At 64.4% G+C, this 24,141-nt stretch carries 25 protein-coding genes; 16 read left to right on the forward strand and 9 right to left on the reverse strand.

The genetic code is table 11. The features are described 5' to 3' along the window. Window positions 1-61 precede the first annotated feature (61 nt). The 3 genes from M2395_RS25890 (at window position 62) to M2395_RS25900 (ending at window position 2,102) form a co-directional block, all read left to right on the forward strand. On the forward strand, window positions 62-502 hold the full coding sequence (locus tag M2395_RS25890) for an EamA family transporter (RefSeq protein ID WP_011064328.1): 441 nt from the start codon (window positions 62-64) through the stop codon (window positions 500-502). Window positions 503-682: 180 nt separating this feature from the next. After that, complete coding sequence (locus M2395_RS25895; protein ID WP_011064329.1) at window positions 683-1,558, forward strand: Tim44 domain-containing protein; 876 nt, start codon at window positions 683-685, stop codon at window positions 1,556-1,558. A 136-nt stretch (window positions 1,559-1,694) separates the two neighbouring features. Beyond that, window positions 1,695-2,102: an SMI1/KNR4 family protein gene (locus M2395_RS25900; protein WP_011064330.1), complete on the forward strand. Its 408-nt coding sequence runs from the start codon at window positions 1,695-1,697 to the stop codon at window positions 2,100-2,102. Between the two features lie 71 nt (window positions 2,103-2,173). Here the strand turns inward: M2395_RS25900 and M2395_RS25905 are convergent, their stop codons facing one another. After that, window positions 2,174-3,937 carry a cation:proton antiporter gene (locus M2395_RS25905; protein ID WP_053154707.1) on the reverse strand — a complete coding sequence of 588 codons (1,764 nt, stop codon included), beginning with the start codon at window positions 3,935-3,937 and terminating at the stop codon, window positions 2,174-2,176. A 289-nt stretch (window positions 3,938-4,226) separates the two neighbouring features. Here M2395_RS25905 and M2395_RS25910 point away from each other — a divergent pair, with 289 nt between their 5' ends. Further along, complete coding sequence (locus tag M2395_RS25910) at window positions 4,227-4,712, forward strand: acyl-CoA thioesterase (RefSeq protein WP_011064332.1); 486 nt, start codon at window positions 4,227-4,229, stop codon at window positions 4,710-4,712. A 254-nt stretch (window positions 4,713-4,966) separates the two neighbouring features. Continuing rightward, window positions 4,967-6,379 carry an APC family permease gene (locus tag M2395_RS25915; protein WP_123431136.1) on the forward strand — a complete coding sequence of 471 codons (1,413 nt, stop codon included), beginning with the start codon at window positions 4,967-4,969 and terminating at the stop codon, window positions 6,377-6,379. Window positions 6,380-6,386: 7 nt separating this feature from the next. On the opposite strand, the gene pdxY is transcribed toward M2395_RS25915, so the two are convergent. Continuing rightward, window positions 6,387-7,259: a pyridoxal kinase PdxY gene (pdxY, locus tag M2395_RS25920; protein WP_015637539.1), complete on the reverse strand. Its 873-nt coding sequence runs from the start codon at window positions 7,257-7,259 to the stop codon at window positions 6,387-6,389. Between the two features lie 117 nt (window positions 7,260-7,376). On the opposite strand from pdxY, the gene M2395_RS25925 reads away from it, so the two are divergent. Continuing rightward, window positions 7,377-7,769, forward strand: a complete 393-nt coding sequence (locus M2395_RS25925) for a DUF3301 domain-containing protein (protein WP_015637540.1) — start codon at window positions 7,377-7,379, stop codon at window positions 7,767-7,769. Window positions 7,770-7,790: 21 nt separating this feature from the next. On the opposite strand, the gene M2395_RS25930 is transcribed toward M2395_RS25925, so the two are convergent. From M2395_RS25930 to dksA, 4 genes are all read right to left on the reverse strand, one after another. Further along, complete coding sequence (locus tag M2395_RS25930) at window positions 7,791-8,753, reverse strand: GTP-binding protein (RefSeq protein ID WP_015637541.1); 963 nt, start codon at window positions 8,751-8,753, stop codon at window positions 7,791-7,793. Window positions 8,754-8,898: 145 nt separating this feature from the next. Continuing rightward, the gene (locus tag M2395_RS25935) at window positions 8,899-9,600 is read right to left on the reverse strand and encodes a DUF1826 domain-containing protein (RefSeq protein WP_123431137.1); all 702 of its coding nucleotides are present in this window, start codon (window positions 9,598-9,600) and stop codon (window positions 8,899-8,901) included. Then, the gene (gene zigA, locus M2395_RS25940; protein ID WP_123431138.1) at window positions 9,600-10,808 is read right to left on the reverse strand and encodes a zinc metallochaperone GTPase ZigA; all 1,209 of its coding nucleotides are present in this window, start codon (window positions 10,806-10,808) and stop codon (window positions 9,600-9,602) included. Before zigA ends, M2395_RS25935 begins: the two co-directional genes overlap by 1 nt. A 30-nt stretch (window positions 10,809-10,838) precedes the next feature. Then, entirely contained in the window at window positions 10,839-11,243 is a 405-nt protein-coding gene (gene dksA / locus M2395_RS25945) for an RNA polymerase-binding protein DksA (RefSeq protein ID WP_011064339.1), read from the reverse strand. Window positions 11,244-11,364: 121 nt separating this feature from the next. Between dksA and M2395_RS25950 the strand changes: the two genes are divergently transcribed. Beyond that, window positions 11,365-11,742: a hypothetical protein gene (locus tag M2395_RS25950; RefSeq protein ID WP_015637544.1), complete on the forward strand. Its 378-nt coding sequence runs from the start codon at window positions 11,365-11,367 to the stop codon at window positions 11,740-11,742. Between the two features lie 109 nt (window positions 11,743-11,851). Here M2395_RS25950 and M2395_RS25955 read toward each other — a convergent pair whose 3' ends face one another. Then, window positions 11,852-13,075, reverse strand: coding sequence for an N-acetylmuramoyl-L-alanine amidase (locus tag M2395_RS25955; protein ID WP_123431139.1), 1,224 nt, complete (start codon window positions 13,073-13,075; stop codon window positions 11,852-11,854). Between the two features lie 129 nt (window positions 13,076-13,204). On the opposite strand from M2395_RS25955, the gene folE2 reads away from it, so the two are divergent. The 8 genes from folE2 to thrS are packed head-to-tail and all read left to right on the forward strand — an operon-like array spanning window position 13,205 to window position 20,768. After that, complete coding sequence (gene folE2, locus M2395_RS25960; protein WP_015637546.1) at window positions 13,205-14,098, forward strand: GTP cyclohydrolase FolE2; 894 nt, start codon at window positions 13,205-13,207, stop codon at window positions 14,096-14,098. Next, window positions 14,098-14,763, forward strand: coding sequence for a metal ABC transporter ATP-binding protein (locus M2395_RS25965; RefSeq protein WP_077934971.1), 666 nt, complete (start codon window positions 14,098-14,100; stop codon window positions 14,761-14,763). The genes folE2 and M2395_RS25965 overlap by 1 nt, the downstream gene beginning before the upstream one ends. Continuing rightward, window positions 14,763-15,629, forward strand: a complete 867-nt coding sequence (locus M2395_RS25970; protein WP_077934972.1) for a metal ABC transporter permease — start codon at window positions 14,763-14,765, stop codon at window positions 15,627-15,629. The genes M2395_RS25965 and M2395_RS25970 overlap by 1 nt, the downstream gene beginning before the upstream one ends. A gap of 11 nt (window positions 15,630-15,640) precedes the next feature. Next, window positions 15,641-16,525: a metal ABC transporter substrate-binding protein gene (locus M2395_RS25975; protein ID WP_053160522.1), complete on the forward strand. Its 885-nt coding sequence runs from the start codon at window positions 15,641-15,643 to the stop codon at window positions 16,523-16,525. Next, window positions 16,522-16,965: a phosphoribosyl-AMP cyclohydrolase gene (hisI, locus tag M2395_RS25980; protein WP_019093405.1), complete on the forward strand. Its 444-nt coding sequence runs from the start codon at window positions 16,522-16,524 to the stop codon at window positions 16,963-16,965. The genes M2395_RS25975 and hisI overlap by 4 nt, the downstream gene beginning before the upstream one ends. After that, entirely contained in the window at window positions 16,955-17,515 is a 561-nt protein-coding gene (locus M2395_RS25985) for a DapH/DapD/GlmU-related protein (protein WP_053154732.1), read from the forward strand. The genes hisI and M2395_RS25985 overlap by 11 nt, the downstream gene beginning before the upstream one ends. Before the next feature lie 2 nt (window positions 17,516-17,517). Further along, entirely contained in the window at window positions 17,518-18,852 is a 1,335-nt protein-coding gene (locus M2395_RS25990; RefSeq protein ID WP_072451910.1) for a dihydroorotase, read from the forward strand. Between the two features lie 26 nt (window positions 18,853-18,878). After that, on the forward strand, window positions 18,879-20,768 hold the full coding sequence (thrS, locus tag M2395_RS25995) for a threonine--tRNA ligase (RefSeq protein WP_077934973.1): 1,890 nt from the start codon (window positions 18,879-18,881) through the stop codon (window positions 20,766-20,768). Between the two features lie 41 nt (window positions 20,769-20,809). Here thrS and M2395_RS26000 read toward each other — a convergent pair whose 3' ends face one another. Continuing rightward, the gene (locus M2395_RS26000) at window positions 20,810-21,334 is read right to left on the reverse strand and encodes a DUF3617 domain-containing protein (RefSeq protein ID WP_011064350.1); all 525 of its coding nucleotides are present in this window, start codon (window positions 21,332-21,334) and stop codon (window positions 20,810-20,812) included. A 131-nt stretch (window positions 21,335-21,465) separates the two neighbouring features. On the opposite strand from M2395_RS26000, the gene cls reads away from it, so the two are divergent. Then, the gene (gene cls, locus M2395_RS26005) at window positions 21,466-22,905 is read left to right on the forward strand and encodes a cardiolipin synthase (protein ID WP_011064351.1); all 1,440 of its coding nucleotides are present in this window, start codon (window positions 21,466-21,468) and stop codon (window positions 22,903-22,905) included. 9 nt (window positions 22,906-22,914) lie between these two features. Here the strand turns inward: cls and cfaB are convergent, their stop codons facing one another. After that, window positions 22,915-24,102, reverse strand: a complete 1,188-nt coding sequence (cfaB, locus tag M2395_RS26010; protein ID WP_015637554.1) for a C17 cyclopropane fatty acid synthase CfaB — start codon at window positions 24,100-24,102, stop codon at window positions 22,915-22,917. Window positions 24,103-24,141 lie beyond the last annotated feature (39 nt).

The raw sequence follows: 24,141 nt of genomic DNA on the forward strand, positions 1-24,141 counted from the left end.
CAAGGGCCTCTTCGCCGGCAAGCCGGCTCCTACAGGTCGGTGCAGAAAGGGAAGCGTGAACATGGGCACAGGCTTTTTTTCCTCGTGGACATTCTGGGCCCTGTTGTCGGCAATTTTCGCTGCCTTGACGGCGATCTTCGCCAAAGTGGGGATAGAAAACGTCAATTCAGACTTCGCCACCCTGCTGCGCACCGTGGTGGTACTGGTCAGCCTGGCCTTGATTTTGTATGCAACGGGCCAATATCAGTCCCTGGGATCGATTTCTCCCAAAAGCTACCTGTTCCTGCTGCTGTCCGGGCTGGCCACGGGCGCATCCTGGCTGTGCTATTTCCGCGCCTTGAAACTCGGCCCCGCTTCATTGGTGGCACCGGTGGACAAGCTCAGCGTGGTGTTCGTCGCGATCATCGGCGTGTGCCTGCTGGGAGAGAAGCTCGACCTGCGGCAGTGGAGCGGAATCGGCTTGATCACCGCAGGTGTGGTGCTACTGGCACTACGCCGCTAACGGCTTTCGGGTTGAACCAGAGCCAGGTCTGCGGGGACCAAAAACCTATCGGCGAGCATGACGCCTGGCGAAGCTGAACCGAGGCTGTCAGGCAAAAGCCCGAAACATTATGCCGCTCGCCACTGACACTTCACCTGTGCAATATGGCGCGCGTGCCATCCACAAATGGGAACCCCCTTTATGAAACGTTTTCTTAGCATCGCCATGGCGCTGTGCATCGGCCTGACGATGAGCCTCGACGCCAACGCCAAGCGCTTTGGTGGCGGCAAAAGCGTCGGCGCTGCCCCGACCCACCAAACCCGCCAGGCGGCGCCAACCGCTCCGGGCGCTCCCGCCGCTGCAGCCACCGCGGGCGCAGCCGGTGCCGCGGGCGCTGCTGCCAAGGCCGGCGGTGCTTCGCGCTGGCTCGGCCCTCTGGCCGGCATCGCTGCCGGTGGCCTGCTGGCCTCCATGTTCATGGGCGGCGGCTTCCAGGGCATGCAGATCTTCGACATCCTGATCATGGCGGTCATCGCCTTCGTGATCTTCCGCTTCATCGCCGCTCGTCGCCGCAAGCAGCAGGAGCAATACGCTCCAGCCGGCCACGCGCCGATGCAGCGCGAAGCCTTCGAGCCCCAGCAGCCTGCCGGCGGTTCGATCTTCGGTGGTTCGCCAGCGCCTGCCGCGCGTCCGGTAATCAACGCACCGGCCTGGTTCAATGAAGAGCGCTTCATTGAAGCGGCGCGCAGCCACTTCCAGTCCCTGCAGCAACACTGGGACGCCAACGAAATGGACAAGATCGCCGAGTTCGTGACCCCACAGATGCTGCAGTTCCTGAAACAGGAACGTGCCGATCTGGGCGACGGCTTCCAGTCGACCTACATCGACAACCTGCAAGTGCAGCTCGAAGGCGTGGATGACCGTGCCGACAAGACCATCGCCACCCTGACCTTCAGCGGTGTGTCGAAGACCTCGCGCTTCGACCAGGGCGAAGTGTTCAGCGAAAGCTGGAACATGGAACGCGCCCAGGGCGACAACCAGCCATGGCTGGTAGCAGGTATCCGCCAGAACGGCTGATTCATTCTGCTGTCACAGCTGTAAGGCAAAACCCCGACTCAGGTCGGGGTTTTGCATTTCACGATTGCACTTATAGCGAGCTACTGTATAAACCGCCGTCAAACAACCGCGCCATAGAGCTAAGAGGACCCAGGCCGTGGAAGAAGTCATCGAACAACTCCGGGAAGCCAACGAACCGGTACCCGTCCCCCTGGAACTGCCGGACGAAGACCAACTGGTGGAAATTGAAGAACAGCTGTTCATCAATATCCCGTTCGTCTTCAAGGAGTTCCTGTTGACGGTCAGCGACGTGGTTTACGGCAGCCTGGAACCTGTGACCGTCACCGATCCGCAATCCCATACCTACCTGCCGGAAGTGGCGGCGACCGCCTGGGACATGGGCGTGCCGCGCGAGCTGATCCCGATCTGCCAGGACGGCGACGATTACTACTGCGTCGAGGAAGACGGCACCGTGGTGCTGTGGTCCGGCGAAGAAGAGCTGATCACCGAAGAATCCTGGGAATCGGTGTGGCACTGGGCGCGGGACGTCTGGCTGGAAAGCTGAGACGCCGCCGCGGCCGCGTGCACCGCGGCGACTGAAACAGCTCGCCGGCACCCTGCCGGCGAGCGGCAAGGTCAATGCCCACTGTTGTCCTTGCTGTGGTCGAAGGTTTCGATCAGCGCCACCTGCATCCGCGTATGCACACGGATGAACCAGCGCCACAGGACCGCGGCCACCGCCGCCGCCACTACGGCGATCAACACCAACAGTTCCAGGGTCGGCAGGATGCTCGACGAAAGCGCCGCCAGCAGCAGGAAAATCACCAGCAGCGACAGGATCGGGATCACCTCGGCGATCACCCGACGCACTCGCTGGGTATGGCGCCCGGCCATTTCCGGCTTGACCCCCATCTCCGCCAGCAACATCGACAGTGCCTTGAGCTTGCGATAGGCAGCAATCAGGAACGGCAGCGAAAGCAGCAGCGCCCCGCCCCAGATCAAGGCTTTCTGCCAGCTCGGCTCACTGACCCAATCTTCCAGGTAGGTGCCAATGCGCTTGGCGAAATAGCCACCGGAAAAGAAGATCGCCACCACCAGCGCCAGGTTCACCCCCACTTGCAGCAGGATCTTGCGGATCATCGTCGCCAGCAGCGCGCCCTCGCCCTGGGGCTGGATGCTGCGCAACCACTCGCCATACATGCCCAGTACCCGGCTCAGGCGCTTGGGCAGGATCCCTGCCAGCTTCAGCGATAGCGGGTCCGCGGCACGGATCAGGTAGGGCGTGAGCAAGGTGGTGATGGCGGACACCGCCACCGCTACCGGGTAGAGGAAGTCGCTGGTGACCTGCAGGGTCATGCCCAGTGCGGCGATGATGAAGGAAAATTCGCCAATCTGTGACAGGCCCATGCCTACCCGCAGTGAGGTGCGTCCATCATTGCCGGCGATAAAGGCCCCCATGCCGCAGGACAGCATCTTGCCCAGCACCACCGCCACCGTGATCACGGCAATCGGCCAGGCGTATTGCAGGAGGATCTGCGGGTCGATCATCAGGCCGATGGCGACGAAGAAGATTGCGCTGAACAGGTCGCGAACCGGTTCGATCAACCGCTCGATCTTCAGCAACTGGCGGGACTCGGCCATGATCGCACCGATCAGGAAGGCCCCCAGGACCATGCTGTACTCCAGTTTGACCACCAGCAGGCAGAAGCCGAAACACAGCCCCAGCACGGTGATCAGCAGCATCTCGTTGCTGTCGAACCTGGCCACGTAGGCCAGCAGGCGCGGCACCAGCAGGATGCCGATCACCAGCGCCACGATCATGAACAGCGAAAGCTTGCCGACGGTGGAGAACACCTCGCCGGAACTCACCGTACCGCTGACCGCGATGCTCGACAGCAAGGCGATGATGCCGATGCCGAGGATGTCCTCGACGATCAGTACGCCGAAGATCAGCTGGGCGAAGCGCTCGTTCTTCATCTTCAGGTCATTGAGCGCCTTGACGATGATGGTGGTGGAGGAAATGGCCAGGATCGCCCCGAGGAACAGCGAATCCATGGTGCTCCAGCCGAACCAGCGGCCGATCTCGTAGCCGATCCAGATCATCAGGACGATTTCCAGGAACGCCGCGATAAAGGCCGTGGCCCCGACCTTGAACAGCTTGCGCAGGCTGAATTCCAGCCCCAGGCAGAACATCAGGAAAATCACCCCCAGCTCGGCCAGGGTCTTGATGGTCTGTTCGTCGTGGATCAGCCCGAAAGGCGGAGTGTGAGGGCCGATGATGAAGCCGGCGACTATGTAGCCCAGCACGACAGGCTGCTTGAGGCGATGGAAGAGGATGGTCACCACGCCTGCGACCAGCATGATCACGGCCAGGTCCTGAATGAAGCTGATGGCATGCATGGCCGGGGCTCTCCTTGGAATGCTGGGCGGGGGTGATCGCCTAAAAAGAATGTTCTGATCAGTAGAAGGAAATATCCAAAATAGAAGCGGAAAATGCCCTGGAACGGGTGTTTTGCAGGTTAACACCGCGACTTCCGGCAGGAAGGCGGTGCAATATTAGGAAACAGATCCACCAGGGCGTGACGACGTGGCCCGGCCCGGCGTCCCGTTATCGATGGTTTGAAAACCCTTTGGAGCCAGCACCCGCAGAGGTGCTCCAGCAACCCCTGCCCAGAACCGTGAGCGTGCTATGGAACCCGGAAACGCCCAACTGTCGATGACGGTATTGATGACCCCTGACATGGCCAATTTCTCTGGCAATGTCCACGGCGGCACCTTGCTCAAGTACCTCGATGAAGTCGCCTATGCCTGCGCCAGCCGTTACGCCGGCCGCTACGTGGTGACCCTGTCGGTGGACCAGGTGATCTTCCGCGAGCCGATCCATGTCGGCGAGCTGGTGACCTTCCTGGCCTCGGTCAACTACACCGGCAACACCTCCATGGAGGTGGGCATCAAGGTGGTCACCGAGAATATCCGCGAGCGTTCGGTGCGCCACACCAACAGCTGCTTCTTCACCATGGTGGCGGTGGACGACCAGCGCAAGCCGGCCCAGGTGCCGCCGCTGCAGCCGGAAACCGCCGACGGCAAGCGACGCTTTATCCAGGCCCGGCAGCGCCGGCAGATCCGCCAGGAACTGGAACAGCGCTACCGGGAAATCAAGGCCGACGGCCCTTGATGCTCAAGCTGCACCGCTGATTCAGCAGGGCCACGGACGGTCCTCCCCCCTCCAGAGCTTCCAGCGCTCCGCCGCCACACTCCAACACCCGCCAGCAGGCTTCTGCGGTCATCCTGAATGGCCAGATCCATCCCTTTTTGACCACATCGAGAGTTATGCCCCCAGGGCACCGCTGCCAGAATCGAAGGGCAAGGCACAAACGCACTCCCCGCCCGGGGAGCCTTCGAGCCAACGAACGCGTGAGAACAATAAAAATGCCCAGCGCCAATGCTCTTTCCAGCACCCCCCCTGCGTCCGCCCATAACGCCAGCCTCGATGGCAGCTTCACCCACAGTGCCCAGGGCACCTCGCTGCGGCGCATCCTCGGCCTGCCGGCCCTGGTGTTCTTCGGCCTGGTGTACATGGTCCCGCTGACCGTCTTCACCACCTACGGCGTGGTCACCCAACTCACCGGCGGGCGCACCGCCGCAGCCTATGTGATCACCCTGCTGGCGATGATCTTCACCGCCCTTTCCTACAGCGTAATGGTCAAGAAATACCCCATTGCCGGCTCAGCCTATTCCTACGCCAGCCTCAGTTTCGGCCCGGGCATCGGCTTCCTTGCCGGCTGGTCGCTGCTGCTGGATTACCTGTTCCTGCCGATGATCAATTACCTGGTAATCGGCCTGTTCCTCAACCTGGCCTTCCCCGCCGTGCCGGCCTGGGTCTTCGTGGTGGCGACCATCAGCCTGGTGACGCTGCTGAATATCCGCGGCATCGGCTCGGTATCGAGCATGAGCAACCTGATCGTCTGCGCGCAGATGGTCTTCGTGGTGGTGTTCGTGGCCCTGGTGGTCCGCCAGTTGGCAGGGGCCGAGAGCCTGGACCTGAGCGCACCCTGGGTCGGCGATGGCAGCCAGGATGGGCTGTTGCCGCTGATGGCCGGGGCCGCGGTGCTGTGCCTGTCGTTCCTGGGCTTTGACGCGGTGTCGACCCTGGCCGAGGAAACCCGCGATCCGCGCCGGGACATCCCCCGGGCAATCGTCATCACCACCCTGGGCGCCGGCCTGTTGTTCATCCTGCTGGCCATGACCAGCCAGCTGGCGTTCCCCGGCAGCAGTTTCAAGGACGCCGACTCGGCGGCCAGCGAGGTCATGCTGCACGCCGGCGGACGCTTCCTGGAGATGTTCTTCACCGCCACCTATGTCGCCGGTGCCGCCGGTTCGGCCCTGGCATCCCAGGCCTCGGTATCGCGCATTCTGTTCAGCATGGGCCGTGACGGCATCCTGCCACGTCGGGTGTTCGGTACCCTGTCCGAGCGCTACAAGACCCCGGTGGTGGCCATTGTCCTGGTGTCGCTGGTGTCATTGCTGGCGGTGGTCATCGACCTCACCACCCTGGCGTCGATGATCAGCTTCGGTGCACTGGTGGCGTTCTCGGTGGTCAACCTGGCGGTGATCAAGAGTCACCTGGGCCAGGGCCAGCCGCGCAGCACCGCACGGCTGTTGCAGTACGGCCTGCTGCCGTTGATCGGCTTTGCCCTGATCGCCTGGCTGTGGACCAGCCTTTCGGCCCTGACCCTGGGCATCGGCCTGGCCTGGTTCGCCCTGGGCCTGCTGTACCTGGGCATACACACCCGGGGCTTTCACCAGCCCGCGCCGACCGTGCAGTTTTCCGAGCAGGCCTGAGCCCGCCTCAGAAGCCGATCGGCGTGGCCTCGAAGCGCACCCGTGGGTGGGCGATGCGGTCCTGGGCGCGCACCAGCTCCAGCTCGTAACTGGCGCAGGCCTGGGTTTCCAGCAGTACTTCATGCACCGCCGCGGCGGTGAATTCGAAGGCCGCCACCAGGCTGTCCCCCAACAATACCCGGGCCAGGAACAGGCCTGAGGTCAAGTCGCCCACCCCCACCGGCTGGCGCGGGAACGCCAGTAATGGACGGCGCAGGTGCCAGCTGCCATCAGCGGTCACCAGCAGCATCTCGAAACCGTCCGCCAGCTTGCCCGGGTAGTCCAGGTGCTTGACCAGCACCGCCCGGGGGCCCTTGTCCAGCAGCGACCGGGCCATGCCCAGGCAGTCGAACAGCGATTGCGGCTTGCGCCCGCAGAAGCTGTCCAGCTCCAGCTGGTTGGGGCAGAGAAAATCCGCCATGGCCACGGCCTCGTCCAGCAGGAAGTCGCTGACTTCAGCCGGCACGCTGCAGCCCTTCTCCGGGTGGCCCATCACCGGGTCACACAAGTACAGGGCCTTGGGATTGACCGCCTTGATCCGCGCCACACCGCTGAGGATCGCCCGGCCCTGGGCCGCGCTGCCCAGGTAGCCGGACAGCACCGCGTCGCAGTTGCCCAGCTCGCCGATGGCGGCAATGCCTTCCACCAGCTCGGGAATCTGCTGTGGCGCCAGCACTTCCCCGGCCCACTGACCATACTGAGTGTGGTTGGAGAACTGCACCGTATTCAGCGGCCAGACATTCACCCCGACCCGCTGCATGGGGAATACCGCGGCACTGTTGCCGGCGTGGCCGAAAACCACATGGGACTGGATCGCAAGCAGGTGGGGCGTACGTTTCATGCAGGATTTTCCATAAAACCGGTGGAATTCAAGCCGCGCAGTATGCGACTAAACGCAGCCTGTACGACAGACCGGAGTCGCAGTTAAGCTGACGCCACCTCGTTGGAGCAAACCTTCATGCTGACCCTTGGAAACATCTTTGTGCTGATGCTGCTGGCAACCGCTGCTGCCTGGCTGTGGCACAACCACGGCCTGCGCGAACGGGCCCTGGAGCGGGTCAAGCAGCACTGCGCGCGGCTCGACATCGAGTTGCTGGACGGTAACGTGGCGCTCAAGCGCATCGGTTTCGTCAAGGATGGCAATGGCCGGCGGCGCCTGGCGCGGGTCTACAACTTCGAGTTCACCGTGACTGGGGAAACCCGTCATGCCGGGACCATCACCCAGTTCGGCGCCCACAGCGCCCATATCGAGCTGGCGCCCTACCCGTTCGAAGCCAAGGAGCCCCTGCCCAGTGCCGAGGTGATCGAGCTGAGCCAGTGGCGCGAGGAACATCGCAAGTTCAAGCCGTAAGAGCGGCGTGCACGCCGTTTCCTACAGGCGACAGGCATCGAGACTGGCCTGCAGGACGGCAATATCCTGAGGGCTACTGAAGATCAGTTCCAGGCGCGAATCCCGGCGCCATTCGCTGGGCAGCCAGTTCAGCGGTGAATTATCCAGCCCGTTGCCCGACCGCCAGCCTTGATCACTGTGGAGCACCAGCTTGGCCCGGCGCCAGTCGAGGTTCTGCAGCCAGTGCTCGACCCGGACCAGATCGAACTGCTGGCTGGGGTGCCAGCGCCAGCCGATGCTCCAGCCATCCTCCTGGGACTGGCTGAGGCAGATCGGCAGCGCCGGATCGCTCCACACGGCCGGCAACTGGGCCAGGCCCTGGGGAATGTCCGACTGCTCCAGGGCCGCTTCGGCGCTGGCTCCCAGGCCCGGCAGCTCGGCCAGGGGCAAGGCGGCATGGCGGGTCCAGAACAAGGGAAGGTCCGGCAATTGCTCCAGCACCCGCAACCTGTCGCTGTCGCTGAGCAGTTCGTCCTTGTTCAGTACCAGCAGGCCGGCGCTGGACAGCGCATCCTGCTGTGCCCGGGGCAACGGCTTGCCAGCGGCCAGCGCCTGGGCATCCAGGACCAGCACGCAGGGTTGCACCGCCAGCACGCCCTTCCAGGGCGCTTCATTCAACTGCTTGAGCAATTGGGCCGGGTGGCCGAGGCCCGAGGGCTCGATAAGCAGGCGGTCCGGCCGGGCCTTGCGCAACAGGCGGCCCAGGCCCACCTGGAACGGTGCACCGTTGACGCAGCACAGGCAGCCGCCGGCCACTTCGCCCAGGGCGATGCCATCTTCGTCGCGGGTCAGCAAGGCCGCGTCCAGGCCGATCTGGCCAAACTCGTTGATCAGCACTGCCCAGCGCTCAGCGGCCGGGCGCTGGCTCAGCAGATGGCGAATCAGGCTGGTCTTGCCGGCGCCCAGGGGGCCGGCGATCACGTGGGTGGGGATGTTCTGCAGCATGGAAATGGGTCCGGGAAACCTGTGAGGTGATGCTACGCCCTTCCCGCCCTGGGCGAAAATCCGCTCGATTCGACGCCGCTCTTGGGAGCGCTGAAGGTCCTGCGGACCTCTGCCCAGGCTCGGCAAGCGGCTACACGGGCCTAGGTCAACCCAGCCAATCGAGGGTGAGGATCAGCCGGCGTTCCCCTGGCGCTGGCTGCGGCGAGCGGTGGATCAGGCCAAAGCCTTCGTTGCCGTGCCATTTCTCGCCCTTGAACAGCGCCACGTCGCCGCTGGCGATCTGCTGGATCTGTGCCGGGTCCCGTGGTTCGCCCTCGGCCTGCCCCAGTTTCCTGCGGTCCATGGCGCCTTCGCGCAGCCATTCGCTGCCGGCTCCGGCGTAGGTGGTAATCAGCCGCACCGGTACATGGTCCACGTGAAACCGCGGGCACATGGCCTTGTCCAGGACCCGCAGGCGCAGCCCGACGCGCCTGGCCCCGAGCAGGCAGGCAAAAGCGCTGACCAGCCAGGCAACATCGGCGATAAAGCCTTCATAACCCTGCAGATCACTGAACCCCGAAGCCAGGCCGCGCAGATTGGGTTGCGCGTCTTCGTCGGGCAGTTCCAGGGACAGGGATTCGGCCAGCGGCTGGTCCAGGGACAGCAGCAACTCGGCGAAATCGGCGATGTGGGCCGGCAACTGGCGCTGCCAGAGGCCGAGATTGACCTCATCCTCCAGCACCTGGGCGAGCACCGCCGGGGTGCTGCCGATGGCCTGGCGGCGAGAGACCGGCGCGGTCACGCTCGGCAGCAGCAGCCATCTGGGCGGATTGGCCAGTGGAGTTACCGGCAAGTTCAGGGTCAGCATCAGGCCGCTTCCTCGTCATGCCAGGGGCCAAAGGGATCGTTCAGCAGGCTCCAGCCCTCGACGCCGAGGGCCATTTCATCGTCATCCAGCAGGCACAGGTCGAGCTCCGTGCAAAGCCGGGTGAAGTCGATGTTCTGGCCGATGAACACCAGTTCCTGGCGGCAATCGCCGGTGGCCGCGGTCCAGTTGTGCATGATCGCCGCGGTGCCTTCTTCGTCCTGGGGCCAGTGCTGCTTAGGCACGAAGCGCCACCAGCGCCCGGCAAAGCCATGGCGCATCAGGCCACCGGCCTGGGACCAGCTGCCGGCTTCCTGGTACTTGCTGGCCAGCCAGAAGAAGCCCTTGGAGCGCAGCAGCTTGCCGTTGACCCAGGGCCGGTTGATGAAGTCGAAGAAGCGCTGGGGATGGAACGGCCGCCGCGCCCGGTAGGCGGTGGAAGCGATGCCGTACTCCTCGGTTTCCGGCACATGCTCGCCGCGCAACTCCCGCAGCCAGCCCGGAGCCTGGGCCGCGCGCTCGAAATCGAAGCGCCCGGTGTCGAGGATTTTCGCCAGCGGTACCTGGCCCATGACCATGGGCACGATCTCGGCCTGGGCATTGAGGCTCTTGAGGATGGCCAGCAGTTCCTGGCGCTGGTCGCTGCTGATCAGGTCGATCTTGCTGACCAGGATCACGTCGGCGAACTCCACCTGTTCGATCAGCAGGTCGCTGATGGAACGTTCATCGTCTTCGCCCAGGGTTTCGCCCCGGGAAGCCAGGCTGTGCGCGGCCTGGTAGTCCAGCAGGAAATTCATGCCGTCGACCACCGTGACCATGGTGTCGAGCCGGGCGATATCCGCCAGGCTCTGGCCGGATTCATCGCGAAAGGTGAAGGTTTCCGCCACCGGCAGCGGCTCGGAAATCCCGGTGGATTCGATCAGCAGGTAGTCGAAGCGCCCGTCGCGGGCCAGCTTGCCCACTTCCTCCAGCAGGTCTTCGCGCAGGGTGCAGCAGATGCAGCCGTTGCTCATTTCCACCAGTTTTTCTTCGGCGCGGTTGAGGCTGACATCGCGCTGCACTTCGCTGCCATCGATGTTGATTTCGCTCATGTCGTTGACGATCACCGCTACCCGCAGGTGGTCGCGGTTGCGCAGGATGTGATTGAGCAAGGTGCTTTTGCCGGCGCCGAGAAAGCCGGACAGCACGGTAACGGGGAGACGGTCGGTCATGGGTTGTTCCTCATCAGGATCGCGGCTGGGTCAAAGCGCCCGTTGATGGCGTTCGCGCAGCTCTTGGCGTTCTTTGGCTTCGATACACAGGGTGGCGGTGGGCCGCAGCAGCAGGCGCTTGAGGCCGATGGGCTCGCCGGTGTCGCGGCACCAGCCGTATTCGCCACGGGCCAGGCGCTCCAGGGCTTCGTCGATCTTGTCCAGGAGCTTCTTTTCCCGCTCCAGCAGGCGCAGTTGCCACTGGCGCTGCTCTTCGGCACTGCCGATGTCGGCGGGGTCGCTGTGGGGTTCCTGCTCGCGCAGCTGGTCGAACTCGCCGGCAATGCGCTCCTGCAGATCACTGCGCTGGGCCAGCAGCAGCTGGCGAAAGAAGCCCTGCTGGGCTTCGTTCATGTAGTGCGTCTCGGGTTGGGCGAGAAGGTCTTGTTCAGTCATGGCGAGTCACGGGTCAGGCTGTGTTTTTATGTTATATTATAACAACACAAATTAGCCAACCTTCCCTTGCCGCCCACGACGAAGGGCGCGATGCTGCGCCCCTGTCGTCACGAGAATCGCCATGCGCCCTGTCCTGCCCACCCTGCTTTCAGGCCTGTTGCTGCTGGCTGGTCACGCCAGCGCGGCGGTGCCCAGTACCCTGGCCACCTGCACCCGCAGCGCCACTCTGCTGGCCTGCGTCGACCCGCTGGGCAACGCCTACAGCGTCGCCACGGCCGGCAGCACCACCTACCTGCGCGGCTTCGAGGTGATCGGCAAGCGCTATTGGGCGCAGACCAACAGCCGCTACGGGCAGCTGACGTTCTTCACCGGCCTGGCCTCCGACGGCGAGGCCTGGGTGGGCTACAGCCAGCGCGTGGGCTGGACCACGCGCAACCGCTTTTCCAGCTCCGGCGGCAGCCGCGGGCAGTTCACCTGCAGCCGCATCAGCGGCTGCTAGCTCCCTTTCCCGTACCGCCTGCGTAGGAGCTGGCTTGCCAGCGAAGACATCCTCAGCCACCCCATTCACCGGCCTCTTCGCCGGCAAGCCGGCTCCTGCAGGTCGGCGTTCAGGCGGGGCGGTTGTTCTTGGTTTCCTGGAGCCAGGCCATGTAGCTGTTAACCGGTGGGTTTTTCTCGAAGTAGCGCTGCAGGCCGTTGAACAGGCCATCGGCAATCGCCTGCTGGTGGCGCGCGGTGACCAGGCGCTGGCTGTCGCGGCTGTTGGAGATGAAGCCGGTTTCCACCAGGATCGACGGCACGTCCGGTGACTTGAGCACCGCAAAACCGGCCTGTTCCACACGCTTCTGATGCAGGGTGGTAATGCCCGACAGGCTCTGCAGCACAGTCCCGCCCAATTGCAGGCTGGCGGCGATGGTGGCGTTCATCGACATGTCGACAATCACCCCCGCCAGCATCGGATCCTTGTCCTTGAGGTTGAGCAGCGTCGTCGCCCCCAGCAGGTCGGCGCCGTTTTCCCGCTGGGCCATCAAGCGCGCGGTGGCCGAGGTGGCGCCACCTTCGGACAGGGCGTACACCGATGCGCCGGATGCGGTAAGCCGCGGCGCGGCATCGGCATGCACCGAGATGAACATGTCGGCCTGGTGCTTGCGGGCAATCTCCACGCGTTTGCGCAGCGGCACGAAGAAATCATCGTTGCGCACCAGCTTCACGTCGAAACCCTTCTCGCGCTTGAGCCGCTTGGCCAGCAGGCGGGCGATGGCCAGCACCACATCCTTCTCCCGTTCGCCCTTGGCCCCCACGGCGCCCGGGTCCTTGCCGCCATGGCCGGGGTCTACTACCACGATGATGTCGCGCTTGGGATGGGGCTTGCCTGTCGTGGCCTCGGGCTTGGCCAGCGGCGCGGCGGCCGCAGCGATCGGCAGGGGCTGCCTGGTGGCCTTGGACAGATCCAGCACCAGCCGATGGCCCTGGCCATCCTGGGGCGGCAGGAGAAAACTGTGGAGCTGCACCGGCTCGCGCAGGTCGAGGACGATCCGCGTATCGCCCTGGCCGAAGTGCCCGGAACGAATGGCGCGGATCACCGTGTTGGCCAGGGCCAGCTGGCTGAAATCACCGCTCAGGTGCGCGCCGTTCAAGTCGATGATCAAGCGCTCCGGGGCACTCAAGCTGAAGGTCTTGTATTGCACCGGGCCGCTCAGATCGAGCACCAGCCGCAACTTTTCTGCGTCCTTCCACAATCGTGCGTTGCGGATCTGCGCGGCGCAGACACTCCAGGGAAACATCAGGGCCGTACCGGCCAACAGCAGGTTGAGCAATTGACGTCTGTGCATGGCAAATACCGCGAAAAAAGGAGCGTCCCTACTCACAAGACAAGATGAACAACCGTCGAGGAAAAATTTCCCGTCGAACGTATTGTTATAATATAACATGTGAAATCACTTCCCACGACGGACCTGTTCATGAACGCGCTGACTCTGCCGGATATCGCCGCGCAGGCCTCACGCCAAGCCTTGCCCCTGGAATGGGTGGGCATGTGCGGCATTGCCTTACCTGTAGTGATCAACAACCAGCCAAGCGCAGCCAAGGCCGATGCCGGTGTCAGCCTCGACGATGGCGAGGCCCGGGGCATTCACATGTCACGCCTGTATCTGGCCCTGGAAATGCTGGAACAGGAGAACCTCACCCCCGCTCTGCTCCGGCGGATCTTGCAGCGTTTTCTCGATAGCCATGAAGGCCTGGCCCACAGCGCCTACCTGCGCATTCAGTTGGATCTACTGTTGAAACGCCCGGCCTTGGTCAGCCCGTTGGCCGGCTGGAAAAGCTACCCGCTGAGTATCGAAGCGCGGCTGAAAAACGCGATGTTCCACGTGGAACTAAAAATCGACGTGCCTTATTCCTCCACTTGCCCCTGTTCGGCGGCGCTGGCGCGGCAGTTGATCCAGCAGCAGTTCATCGAAGATTTTGCCAACCGGCCGTTGCAACACGCCGACGTCCTGGCCTGGCTGGGCTCGCCCCAAGGCATCGTCGCGACGCCCCATAGCCAGCGCAGCAACGCGGCATTGCATCTGCGCCTGGATGACTTCATCGACGAACTGCCGTTGATTGCCCTGATCAACGATGCGGAAAACGCCCTGGGCACCGCCGTGCAAACCGCGGTCAAGCGTGCCGACGAGCAGGCCTTCGCCCTGGCCAACGGGCAGAACCTGATGTTCTGCGAAGACGCCGCCCGCCGCCTGAACCTAGCCCTGCGCCGTTCCCCCGGAATCAACGCCTTTCAATTGCGGGTCGTGCACGCCGAAAGCCTGCATGCCCATGACGCCGTGGCCGAAAGCCGCTGGAACTGGGAGGCCTGATGATCCGCTGCGAACACCTGCGTTGGGGCGCTCCGGGGCAACCCCTGACTCCAGCCCTGGATCTGCACCTGCCCAGGGCCAGCCTGAGCGCGATCATTGGCGCCAACGGATCGGGCAAGAGCAGCTTGTTGAAAGTCATCGCCGGGCTGCAGAAACCACTCGCGGGCAAGATCCACCTCGGCACTGCCCGAGGCGGCTTGTCCTTCTTGCCGCAGCAGCAACACCTGGATCGACAGTTCCCCATCAGCCTGGAAGAACTGGTGGCCGGCGGCTTCTGGGGCAAGCGTGAACCGGCCAGGGTCAGGGCAGAAAAGCTGCACAGGGTACTCGAAGACTGGCGCCTGAGCGGCCTGGAAAAGCGCCCGTTGATGGCCCTTTCCGGTGGTGAATTGCAACGCGCCCTGCTCGCCCGATTGAGCCTGACCGAAGCCCCCTTGCTGCTGTTGGACGAGCCCCACGCCGCCCTCGACGAAACCGGCCAGGCCCTGCTCTGGCGCCATTTATACAACTGGCACGCTCAGGGCCGGACCCTGGTGGTGGTCTGCCATGACCTGACCGCCGTGCGCCAGCACATCCCCCAGACCCTGCTGGTAAAAAGCAGTGGCTGTGTATTCGGCTCCAGCCTGGAGCTGATCGCCCCACAATCCTGCGCGCAGGTGGCTTGATGCACTTCGCCGCACATTTCTGGCAGCCGTTCAGCGAATTCCAGTTCATGCGCCGGGCCCTGCTCGGCGGCCTGCTGCTGGCCTGCAGCACCGCACCCCTGGGGGTGTTCCTGATCCTGCGGCGCATGAGCCTGATCGGTGACGCCGTGGCCCACGGCATTCTCCCGGGCGCCGCCCTGGGCTTCTGGTTCGCCGGGCTCAGCCTGCCGGCGCTGACCCTGGGCGGCCTCGGTGCCGGGTTGGGCATGGCCGGGCTGGCCGCCTGGATCACCCGGCGCACCGGCCTGCGGGAAGACGCCAGCATCGCCGCCATCTACCCCATTTCCCTGGCCAGCGGCGTGCTGATCCTCGGGCTGGCGGGCAAGCGCCTGGACCTCTTGCACCTGCTGTTCGGCTCGGCCCTGGCGGTGGATGGCACGACCCTGAACGGCATGCTGCTGGTCTCGCTCTTCAGCCTGCTGGCCATGGCGCTGATCTACAAAGCCCTGCTGCTGGACACCCTCGACCCGCTGTTCCTGCACAACGTCAGCCGCCTCGGCCCCCTGGCCCACGGCCTGTTCCTGACCCTGGTGGTGCTCAACCTGGTGATAGGTTTCCAGGCCATCGGCGCGCTGATGGTGGTGGGCCTGATGATGCTGCCGGCCGCCGCCTCACGTTTCTGGAGCCGACGCCTGCCCGCCCTGATCGGCATCGCCGCGCTGTTTGGCTGCCTCTCGGTGTGGCTCGGCCTGCTGCTGTCGTTCCACTACTCGCTGCCCAGCGGCCCGGCCATCGTGCTGGTGGCCGGCGGCCTGTACCTGCTGTCCGTGGTGTTCGGTCCGGTGCACGGCTTGCTGCACCGCCCACCTTTGCTCACATCCCCATGAGGTGTTTCCCGATGCGCGCTCTACTCGTGCTGTTCAGCCTGCTGTTGCCCTTGTCGCTGCCTACTGCCCAGGCGGCGGACAAGCTGGCGGTGGTCACCAGCTTCAGCATCCTCGCCGACATGACCCGCCAGGTCGGCGGTGAGCATGTGTACATCACCAACCTGGTGGGTGCCGACGAGGATGCCCACACCTACGAGCCGAGCCCGGATGACGCCAAGGCCCTGCTCAAGGCCCGGCTGATCATCAAGAATGGCCTGGGTTTCGAACCCTGGCTGGACCGCCTGGTGGCCAGCACCGCCACCCAGGCGCAGGTCGTCACTGCCAGCCGCGGGGTTATTCCACGCACCCTGGAGGAAGACGGCGAAAGCGTTCCCGACCCTCATGCCTGGCACAACCTGGCCAACAGCGAGCTCTATGTGAGCAACATCACCAAGGCGCTGATCGCTGCCGACCCGGCCCACCAGGCCGACTACCAGCGCAACAGCCAGGCCTACCTGAAACAGATCTATCGCCTGCTGGCCGAGGCCAAGGCCAAGCTCGGTTCCCTGCCCCCGGGCAACCGCAAGATCGTCACCTCCCACGACGCCTTCGGCTACCTGGGCCAGGCCTACGGTATCGACTTCATGGCGCCCCAGGGCCTGTCCACCGAGCGTGAACCTTCAGCCGCCGAAGTGGCTGCACTGATTACCCAGATCCGCAACGCCAAGGTCAAGGCAGTGTTCATGGAGAACATCAAGGACGCCCGCCTGCTCAAGCAGATCGCCGACGAAAGCGGCGCCCATATCGGCGGCACCCTGTACTCCGATGCGCTCTCGGCCAGCGGTCCGGCCAGTACCTTCACCGGCCTGTTCGAATACAACCTCGACACCCTGTACCAGGCCCTGAGCCGACCATGATCCGCCGCCCACCGCTGTCGCTGCTGGATCTGGAAGCCGCGCCCCAGGGCAGCCGCTGGGCCTTGACCGCGGTGCTCGACGCCCTGCCCTGGAACAGCGACGGCCTGATCGCCGCCATTGCCCAGCAGCACGACAGCGGCGAGGTGCTGATGCTGGCCTGGATGAACCGCCAGGCCCTGGGCGAAACCCTGGCCAGCGGCCAGGCCTGCTACTGGTCGCGCTCGCGTCGGTGCCTGTGGCGCAAGGGCGAAAGCTCCGGGCATCGCCAGCGCCTGATCGAAGCGCGCCTGGACTGCGACGGCGATGCCGTGCTGCTGCTAGTGGATCAGCAAGGACCGGCCTGCCACACCGGGCGCCCCAACTGTTTCTACAACGCCATTCGCGATGGCGCGGTGGAAGTCATCAGTTCCCCCTTGAAGGACTCGCGCCATGATTCGTAAAAACCCCTCCGGCGATCTGCCCGTGATCGCCGAATCCGCCTACGTCGACAAGACGGCCATCATCTGCGGCAAGGTAGTGATCGGCGACAACGTCTTCGTCGGCCCGTACGCGGTGATCCGCGCCGACGAAGTGGACGCCGACGGCCAGATGCAAGCCATCACCATCGGCGCCAACTCGAACATCCAGGATGGCGTGGTGATCCACTCCAAATCCGGCGCGGCGGTGACCATCGGCCAGCACACTTCCATCGCCCACCGCTCCATCGTCCATGGCCCCTGCGTGGTCGGCGACCGAGTGTTCATCGGTTTCAACAGCGTGCTGTTCAACTGCGAAGTGGGCGACGGCAGCGTGGTTCGACACAACTCCGTGGTGGATGGCCGCGACCTGCCGCCGGGTTTCTACGTGCCCTCCACCACCCGCATCGGGCCCAAGACCGACCTGGCGCAGTTCCCTCCCGTGAGTGTCAGCGCTTCGGAGTTTTCCGAAGACGTGGCGCGCACCAACGTCGACCTGGTGCGTGGCTACAAGGCCCTGCAGAACGAGTTTTGAGCATGAGCCGAATCCTCATCCGCAACGCCCGCCTGGTGAACGAAGGGCGCGAATTCGACGCCGACGTGCTGGTGGCGCACGGGCGCATCGACACCATCGGCAGCCTGGACCACCTCAGCGCCGAGATCGAAATCGACGCCCGCGGCCAGTGGCTGCTGCCGGGCATGATCGACGACCAGGTGCACTTTCGCGACCCCGGCGCGCCGGACAAGGGCAGCCTGTACAGCGAGTCGCGGGCCGCGGTGGCCGGTGGCATCACCAGCTTCATGGACATGCCCAACACCTCGCCGGCGACCCTGGATCTTGCCGCCCTGAACGACAAGAAGCGCCGCGCAGCGAGCGTTTCGGTGGCCAACTATGGCTTTCACTTCGGGGTCAGCAACGACAACCTCGACCTCGTCGCCGCCCTGGACCCCACGGAGGTGGCCGGGGTCAAGGTGTTCATGGGGGCCTCCACCGGCAACATGCTGGTGGACGATCCCGAGGTGCTGGACCGGCTGTTCCGCCAGGTGCCGACCCTGCTCCTGGCCCACTGCGAACACACCCCCAGCATCCAGGCCCGGCAACAGCGCTGGCTGCAACTCTATGGCGAGCAGATTCCCGCCGCCGCCCACCCGCACATCCGCGATGCCGAGGCCTGCTTTCGCTCCTCATCCCTGGCGGTGGAGCTGGCGAAGAAACACGGCACTCGCCTGCACGTACTGCACCTGACCAGTGCCCGGGAGCTGGCGCTGTTCGAGGACCGGCCCCTGGCGCAAAAGCGCATCACCGCCGAGGTCTGCGTGCATCACCTGCTGTTCGATGACCGCGACTACCCGCGCCTCGGCCACCTGATCAAATGCAACCCGGCGATCAAGACCCAGGCCGATCGCGATGCCCTGCGCCAGGCCCTGAACAGCCAGCGCCTGGATGTCATCGGCACCGACCACGCGCCCCATACCTGGGAGCAGAAACAGCTGCCTTACAGCCGCGCGCCCTCCGGCCTGCCGCTGGTGCAGCATGCATTGCCAGCGCTGCTGGAACTGGTGGCCGACCGGGTGCTGCCCCTGGCCACCCTGGTGGAAAAAACCAGCCACCGAGTCGCCGACCTGTTCGCCATTCCCGATCGCGGCTACCTGCGCGAAGGCTACTGGGCCGACCTGGTGTTGGTCCGCGCCGAGCCCACAGGCCTGGCCGTGGACAGCCAGCCGATCCTCGCCCACTGCGGCTGGACGCCCTTTGCCGGCCAGCGCTTTCGCCACAGCGTCAGCAGCACCCTGGTGTCGGGCCAGCTCGCCTGGCACCAGGGCCGCCTGTACGACGACTGTCAGGGCCTGCCCCTGCGCTTCACCCGTTAATAGCCCGACACCAAGGACCACCGAAGATGATCCGCATCACCCTGCCTGATGGCGCGTGCCGTGAGTATGACCAGCCGTTGTCCGTTTTCGAGGTGGCCGCCAGCATCGGCAGCGGCCTGGCCAAGGCCGCCGTGGCCGGGCGAGTGAACGGCCAACTGGTGGACTGTGACTACCTGTTGCACAGCGACGCCCGCTTGAGCATCGTCACCGCCCGCGACCCCGAGGGCCTGGAAGTACTGCGCCACTCCTGCGCGCACCTGCTGGCGATGGCGGTGAAACAGCTGTTCCCCTCGGCGCAGGTGGCCATCGGCCCGGTGATCGAGGATGGCTTCTTCTACGACTTCGCCTACGAGCGCCCCTTCACCCCAGAGGACCTGGAACTGATCGAGGCGCGCATGCATAGCCTGGCCGCCACCAATCATTCGGTGCGCCGCCGGGAATTGTCCCGGGAGCAGGCCCTGCAGCATTTCGCCGACCTGGGCGAGCACTACAAGGTCGAGCTGATCCGCGACTTGCCGCCAGATGCTGTGCTGTCGCTGTACCGTCAAGGGGATTTCGAAGATTTGTGCCGTGGGCCACACCTGCGTTCCACTGGCCAACTGCGCGCCTTCAAGCTGACCAAGGTGGCCGGAGCCTACTGGCGCGGCGACGCCCGCAACGCACCGCTGCAGCGGATCTACGGCACCTGCTGGGGCACCCGCCCGGAACTGGAGGCCTACCTGTTGCGCCTGGAACAGGCGCAACAGCGCGACCACCGCAAGCTCGGCCAGCAGCTGGATCTGTTCCATTTCGACGACTGCGCGCCGGGCTCGGTGTTCTGGCACGCCAAGGGCTGGACCCTGTTCCAGGAACTGATCGGCTACATGCGCAGGCGCCAGGAACAGGCCGGCTACCAGGAAGTGAACACCCCCGACGTGATGGACCGCGGCCTCTGGGAAACCTCCGGGCACTGGCAGAACTACCGCGACCACATGTTCACCACCACCACGCAAGACCAGCGCACCTTCGCCCTCAAGCCGATGAACTGCCCCGGCGCGGTGGCGATCTTCGGTCATGGCCGCAAGAGTTACCGCGACCTGCCACTGCGCATCGCCGAGTTCGGCAAAGTCCACCGCTACGAACCTTCAGGGGCCCTGCACGGCCTGTTGCGAGTGCGCCATTTCACCCAGGACGACGCCCACATCTTCTGCACCCCGCAACAGATGCAAAGCGAATGCGCCGCCACCATTGCCCTGGTATTCGACGTCTACAAGGAGTTCGGTTTCGACCAGGTGGCGGTGAAGCTCTCGACCCGCCCCGACCACCGCATCGGCAGCGATGAGGTCTGGGACCAGCTGGAAGAGGCCCTGGTCGGTGCCTTGCAGAGCATGCACATCGACTACCGGATCAACCCCGGGGAAGGCGCCTTCTACGGCCCCAAGCTGGAGTTCGTGCTGCGCGACGCCATCGGTCGCGACTGGCAGTGCGGCACCCTGCAGGTGGACCTCAACCTGCCCGAGCGCTTCGCCATCAGCTACATCGACGAGCGCGGCGAACGCTGCCAGCCGGTGATGCTGCACCGGGCGCTGTTTGGCTCCCTGGAACGCTTCATCGGCATTCTCCTGGAACACCATGGCGGCGCCCTGCCCCTGTGGCTGGCACCGCAACAAGCGGTGGTGCTGAACATCAGCGAAGCCCAGGCCGACTACGCCCGGGCCATCAGCGACAGCTTGCGCCGTCACGGGCTGCGGGCCAGCGCCGACCTGCGCAACGAAAAGATCGGCTACAAGATTCGCGAACACAGCCTGCAGAAAGTGCCTTACCTGCTGGTGGTCGGGGAAAAGGAAAAGGACGGGGGCTACGTCAGCCTGCGCAGCCGAAATGGCGAAGACCTGGGCCGCCTGAGCCTGGAGCAGGCCCTGGCCCGGATGCGCTAGGCGCTGCCCGGGGCACGGGCAGCGTCAGCGTCAGCCAAAAGTCAGGAGGCGCGGGGTTTGACCGTGCCGCAGTCCTGGCCCAGCCACACGGCGCGGGTGTCCATGCTGCCCTTCTGCTGCAGGCCGGTGGCGTTGAAGGTGCCGGCCACGTTGGTGGTGAACTCACGATCGCTGATGAACGTGGCCACTCCATTGCCCTGGGCCTTGGGGCAACTGAAGCGGAACTTCCATTGATTGCCACTGCGTTCGGTTACCTGCTGCTGGCAACCCGACTGCGGGTCCTGCAGCGGGATGGTGTCCGACTGCACCTGGGCCGGTGTCAGGCACACCCGAATCCCCTTGCCGCCCATGGTCACACCCTGTTTCTCCAGCATCGCCCGCTGTTGCGGGGTCATCTGCTGCTGCAACTGGCCGAGAATCAGCGACAGGTCCGGCATGTTCTGGTCGTCGATCTTCATGTTGCTGCTGGTCAGCTCCCACAACCCCGGCTGCAGCATCTGCGCCTGCGCCACCACCGGAAGCGCCAACCCCGCCGCCAAGGCCCAACCCAGTAAACGAAGTTTCATCGAATGACTCCTAGACAATAGTGGCCGTTAGACTTCAGCCGGGGCACGGTGTTGCATGCAGAATAAAATAGCGACATTCACCGTGGAACATGGTCTGTTAGGCATTGAATCTTCAGGAGCAAGGCTGCCCCATGGATTATTTTGGCCCGCACATCTTCGGCTATCTCATCGCACTGCTGCATTTTCTCGGGTTGATCGCCGCGATCCACGCGGTACTCACCGTCAGGACCGCCCAGGGCGCCATCGCCTGGGCCCTGTCGCTGCTGTTCATGCCCTACCTGACCCTGATTCCCTACCTGGTGTTTGGTCGCAGTACCTTCGACGCCTACATCCAGGCCCGGCGTCAGGCCAACGTGGAAATGCACAAGGCCATCAATGAGCTGAACTGGCGTCCCTGGGTGGAAGAAGCCCTCACCGCCCGCGCCTCCAAGGCCTACGCCTCGCTGCGGGCCATGCCCAAGCTGGGGCGCATGCCGTGCCTGGCCAACAATCAGGTACGCCTGCTGGTCAACGGCGACGCCACCTTCGAAGCGATCTTCAACGCCATCCGCCGCTCCCACAAGGCGGTGCTGATCCAGTTCTTCATCATCCACGACGATGACCTGGGCCGGCGCCTGCAACGCCTGCTGCTGGAAAAGGCCGCCGAGGGTGTGTCGATCCACCTGCTCTACGACCGCATCGGCAGCCACTCCCTGCCCGCCAGCTACGTACAGACCCTGCGCGACGCCGGGGTCCAGGTGCACGCCTTCGCCACCCGCAGTGGCTGGCTCAACCGCTTCCAGGTGAACTTCCGCAATCACCGCAAGATCGTGGTGGTGGACGGCATGCTGGGATTCGTCGGCGGGCATAACGTCGGCGACGAATACCTGGGCAAGAAGCCGCCCCTGGCGCCCTGGCGTGATACCCACGTGCAGGTCAGCGGCCCGGTGGTGGCCTGCCTGCAGGAGTCCTTTGCCGAAGACTGGTTCTGGGCCGCCCGGGAACTGCCGCCGCTGATCCTCCCGGACACCTACCCGGACGACGGCGTGCTCTGCCAACTGCTGGCCAGCGGCCCGGCCGATGCCTACGAAACCTGCTCGCTGTTCTTTGTCGAGGCCATCCACGCGGCCACCGAGCGGGTGTGGATCACCAGCCCGTACTTCATTCCCGATGAGGCGGTGTTCGCTGCCCTGCGCCTGGCGGTGCTGCGGGACGTGGATGTGCGCATCCTGCTGCCCGCCCGCCCGGACCACCGCATCGTCTATGCCGCCTCCAGCCTGTACGCCTTCGAAGCGGTGCGCGCCGGGGTGCGAGTATTCCGCTATCAGCCGGGATTCCTGCACCAGAAGGTGGTGCTGATCGACAACGAAATCAGCGCCATTGGCAGCGCCAACCTGGACAACCGTTCGTTCCGCCTGAATTTCGAAGTGATGCTGCTGACGGTGGACGACGACTTCGCCACCGAAGTGGAACACATGCTGGAAGCCGACTTCGCCAAGGCCCGGGAAATCGCCAAGGAAGAAAGCCGCCAGACCCACCGCCTGCAACAACTGGGCATGCGGGTCGCGCGGCTGATTTCTCCGATCCTTTAAGGGCCAGGCTTATGGATGGTAGAGGTCATCCCGGGTCCAGGGCAGTTCATGGCTGCCATCGGCATGGGGCTTGACCGCAAGGATCTGGTGCAGGTTGATCCAGCCCTTGGCAAAGGCATAGGCGCAGCCCGCCAGGTACAGCCGCCAGATCCGTAGCGCCTGCTCCGGAACCTGCCTGGCGGCGGCTTCCAGATTGTCTTCCAGGCGTTCGCTCCAGTGATCCAGTGTCCGCGCGTAATGCATGCGCAGGCTCTCGACATCGACAATTTCCAGCCCCGCCTCGCTGATGAACGCCGAGATCATTGCCAGGTGCGGCAGCTCGCCATTGGGAAACACATAGCGCTCGATGAAGTCCCCGGCCCCGCGGCCTACCGGGCGGCCGTCGGTGTGCTTGGCGGTGATGCCGTGGTTCATCACCAACCCGCCCTCGCGCACGGCCCTGAACAGGGTCTGGCAGTACTCCGGCAAGTTGGCGTGGCCGACGTGCTCGAACATGCCGACACTGACCACCTTGTCGAAGCGGCCATCCTGGGGCAGGTCGCGGTAATCCAGCAGTTGCAGGTCCACCAGGTCGTCCAGGCCTTCGGCGGTCACTCGCTCGCGGGCCAGGGCCAGCTGCTCCTTGCTCAAGGTGATGCCGAACACCTTGGCGCCGAACTCACGGGCGGCGTAGCGGGCCAGCCCGCCCCAGCCGCACCCGACATCCAGCAGGTAGTCCCCCGGTTGCAGGCGCAGCTTGCGGCACAGATGGCGGAATTTGGCTTGCTGGGCCTGTTCCAGAGACTCGCTTCCGGTCTCGAAATAGGCGCAGGAATAGGCCATGTCGCTGTCGAGCCACAGTTGGTAGAAGGCGTTGGAAAGGTCGTAGTGATAGGAAATCGCGGCTGCGTCGGTCGCCTTGTCGTGCAGCGAGCGCACCGGCTGGTTGCCGTCGTCATCGTCGAGCAAGGCCTGGCTCAGTTCGTCGCAGACCCGGATGACTTCGCTGATGGAACCTTCCAGTTCCAGTTTGCCCTCGACAAAGGCGCCCCCCAAGGCGTCCAGGCTAGGGTGAGTCAGCTGCGCCACCAATTGCGGGTCCTTGACCACGATCGTGACGTTGGGATCCGGCCCCAGATTGAATTCATGGCCGTCCCAGAGCCGCAGGCGTAAAGGCAAATGCAGATTCTGTAAGGCCGGTGGAAGTTGCGCGAGCATGGAAAATCCCCCCTTGTTTCAGACGTCTGAAATGAGGGT

The sequence above is a fragment of the Pseudomonas sp. BIGb0176 genome, assembly GCF_024810175.1.
GTDB lineage: Bacteria > Pseudomonadota > Gammaproteobacteria > Pseudomonadales > Pseudomonadaceae > Aquipseudomonas > Aquipseudomonas protegens.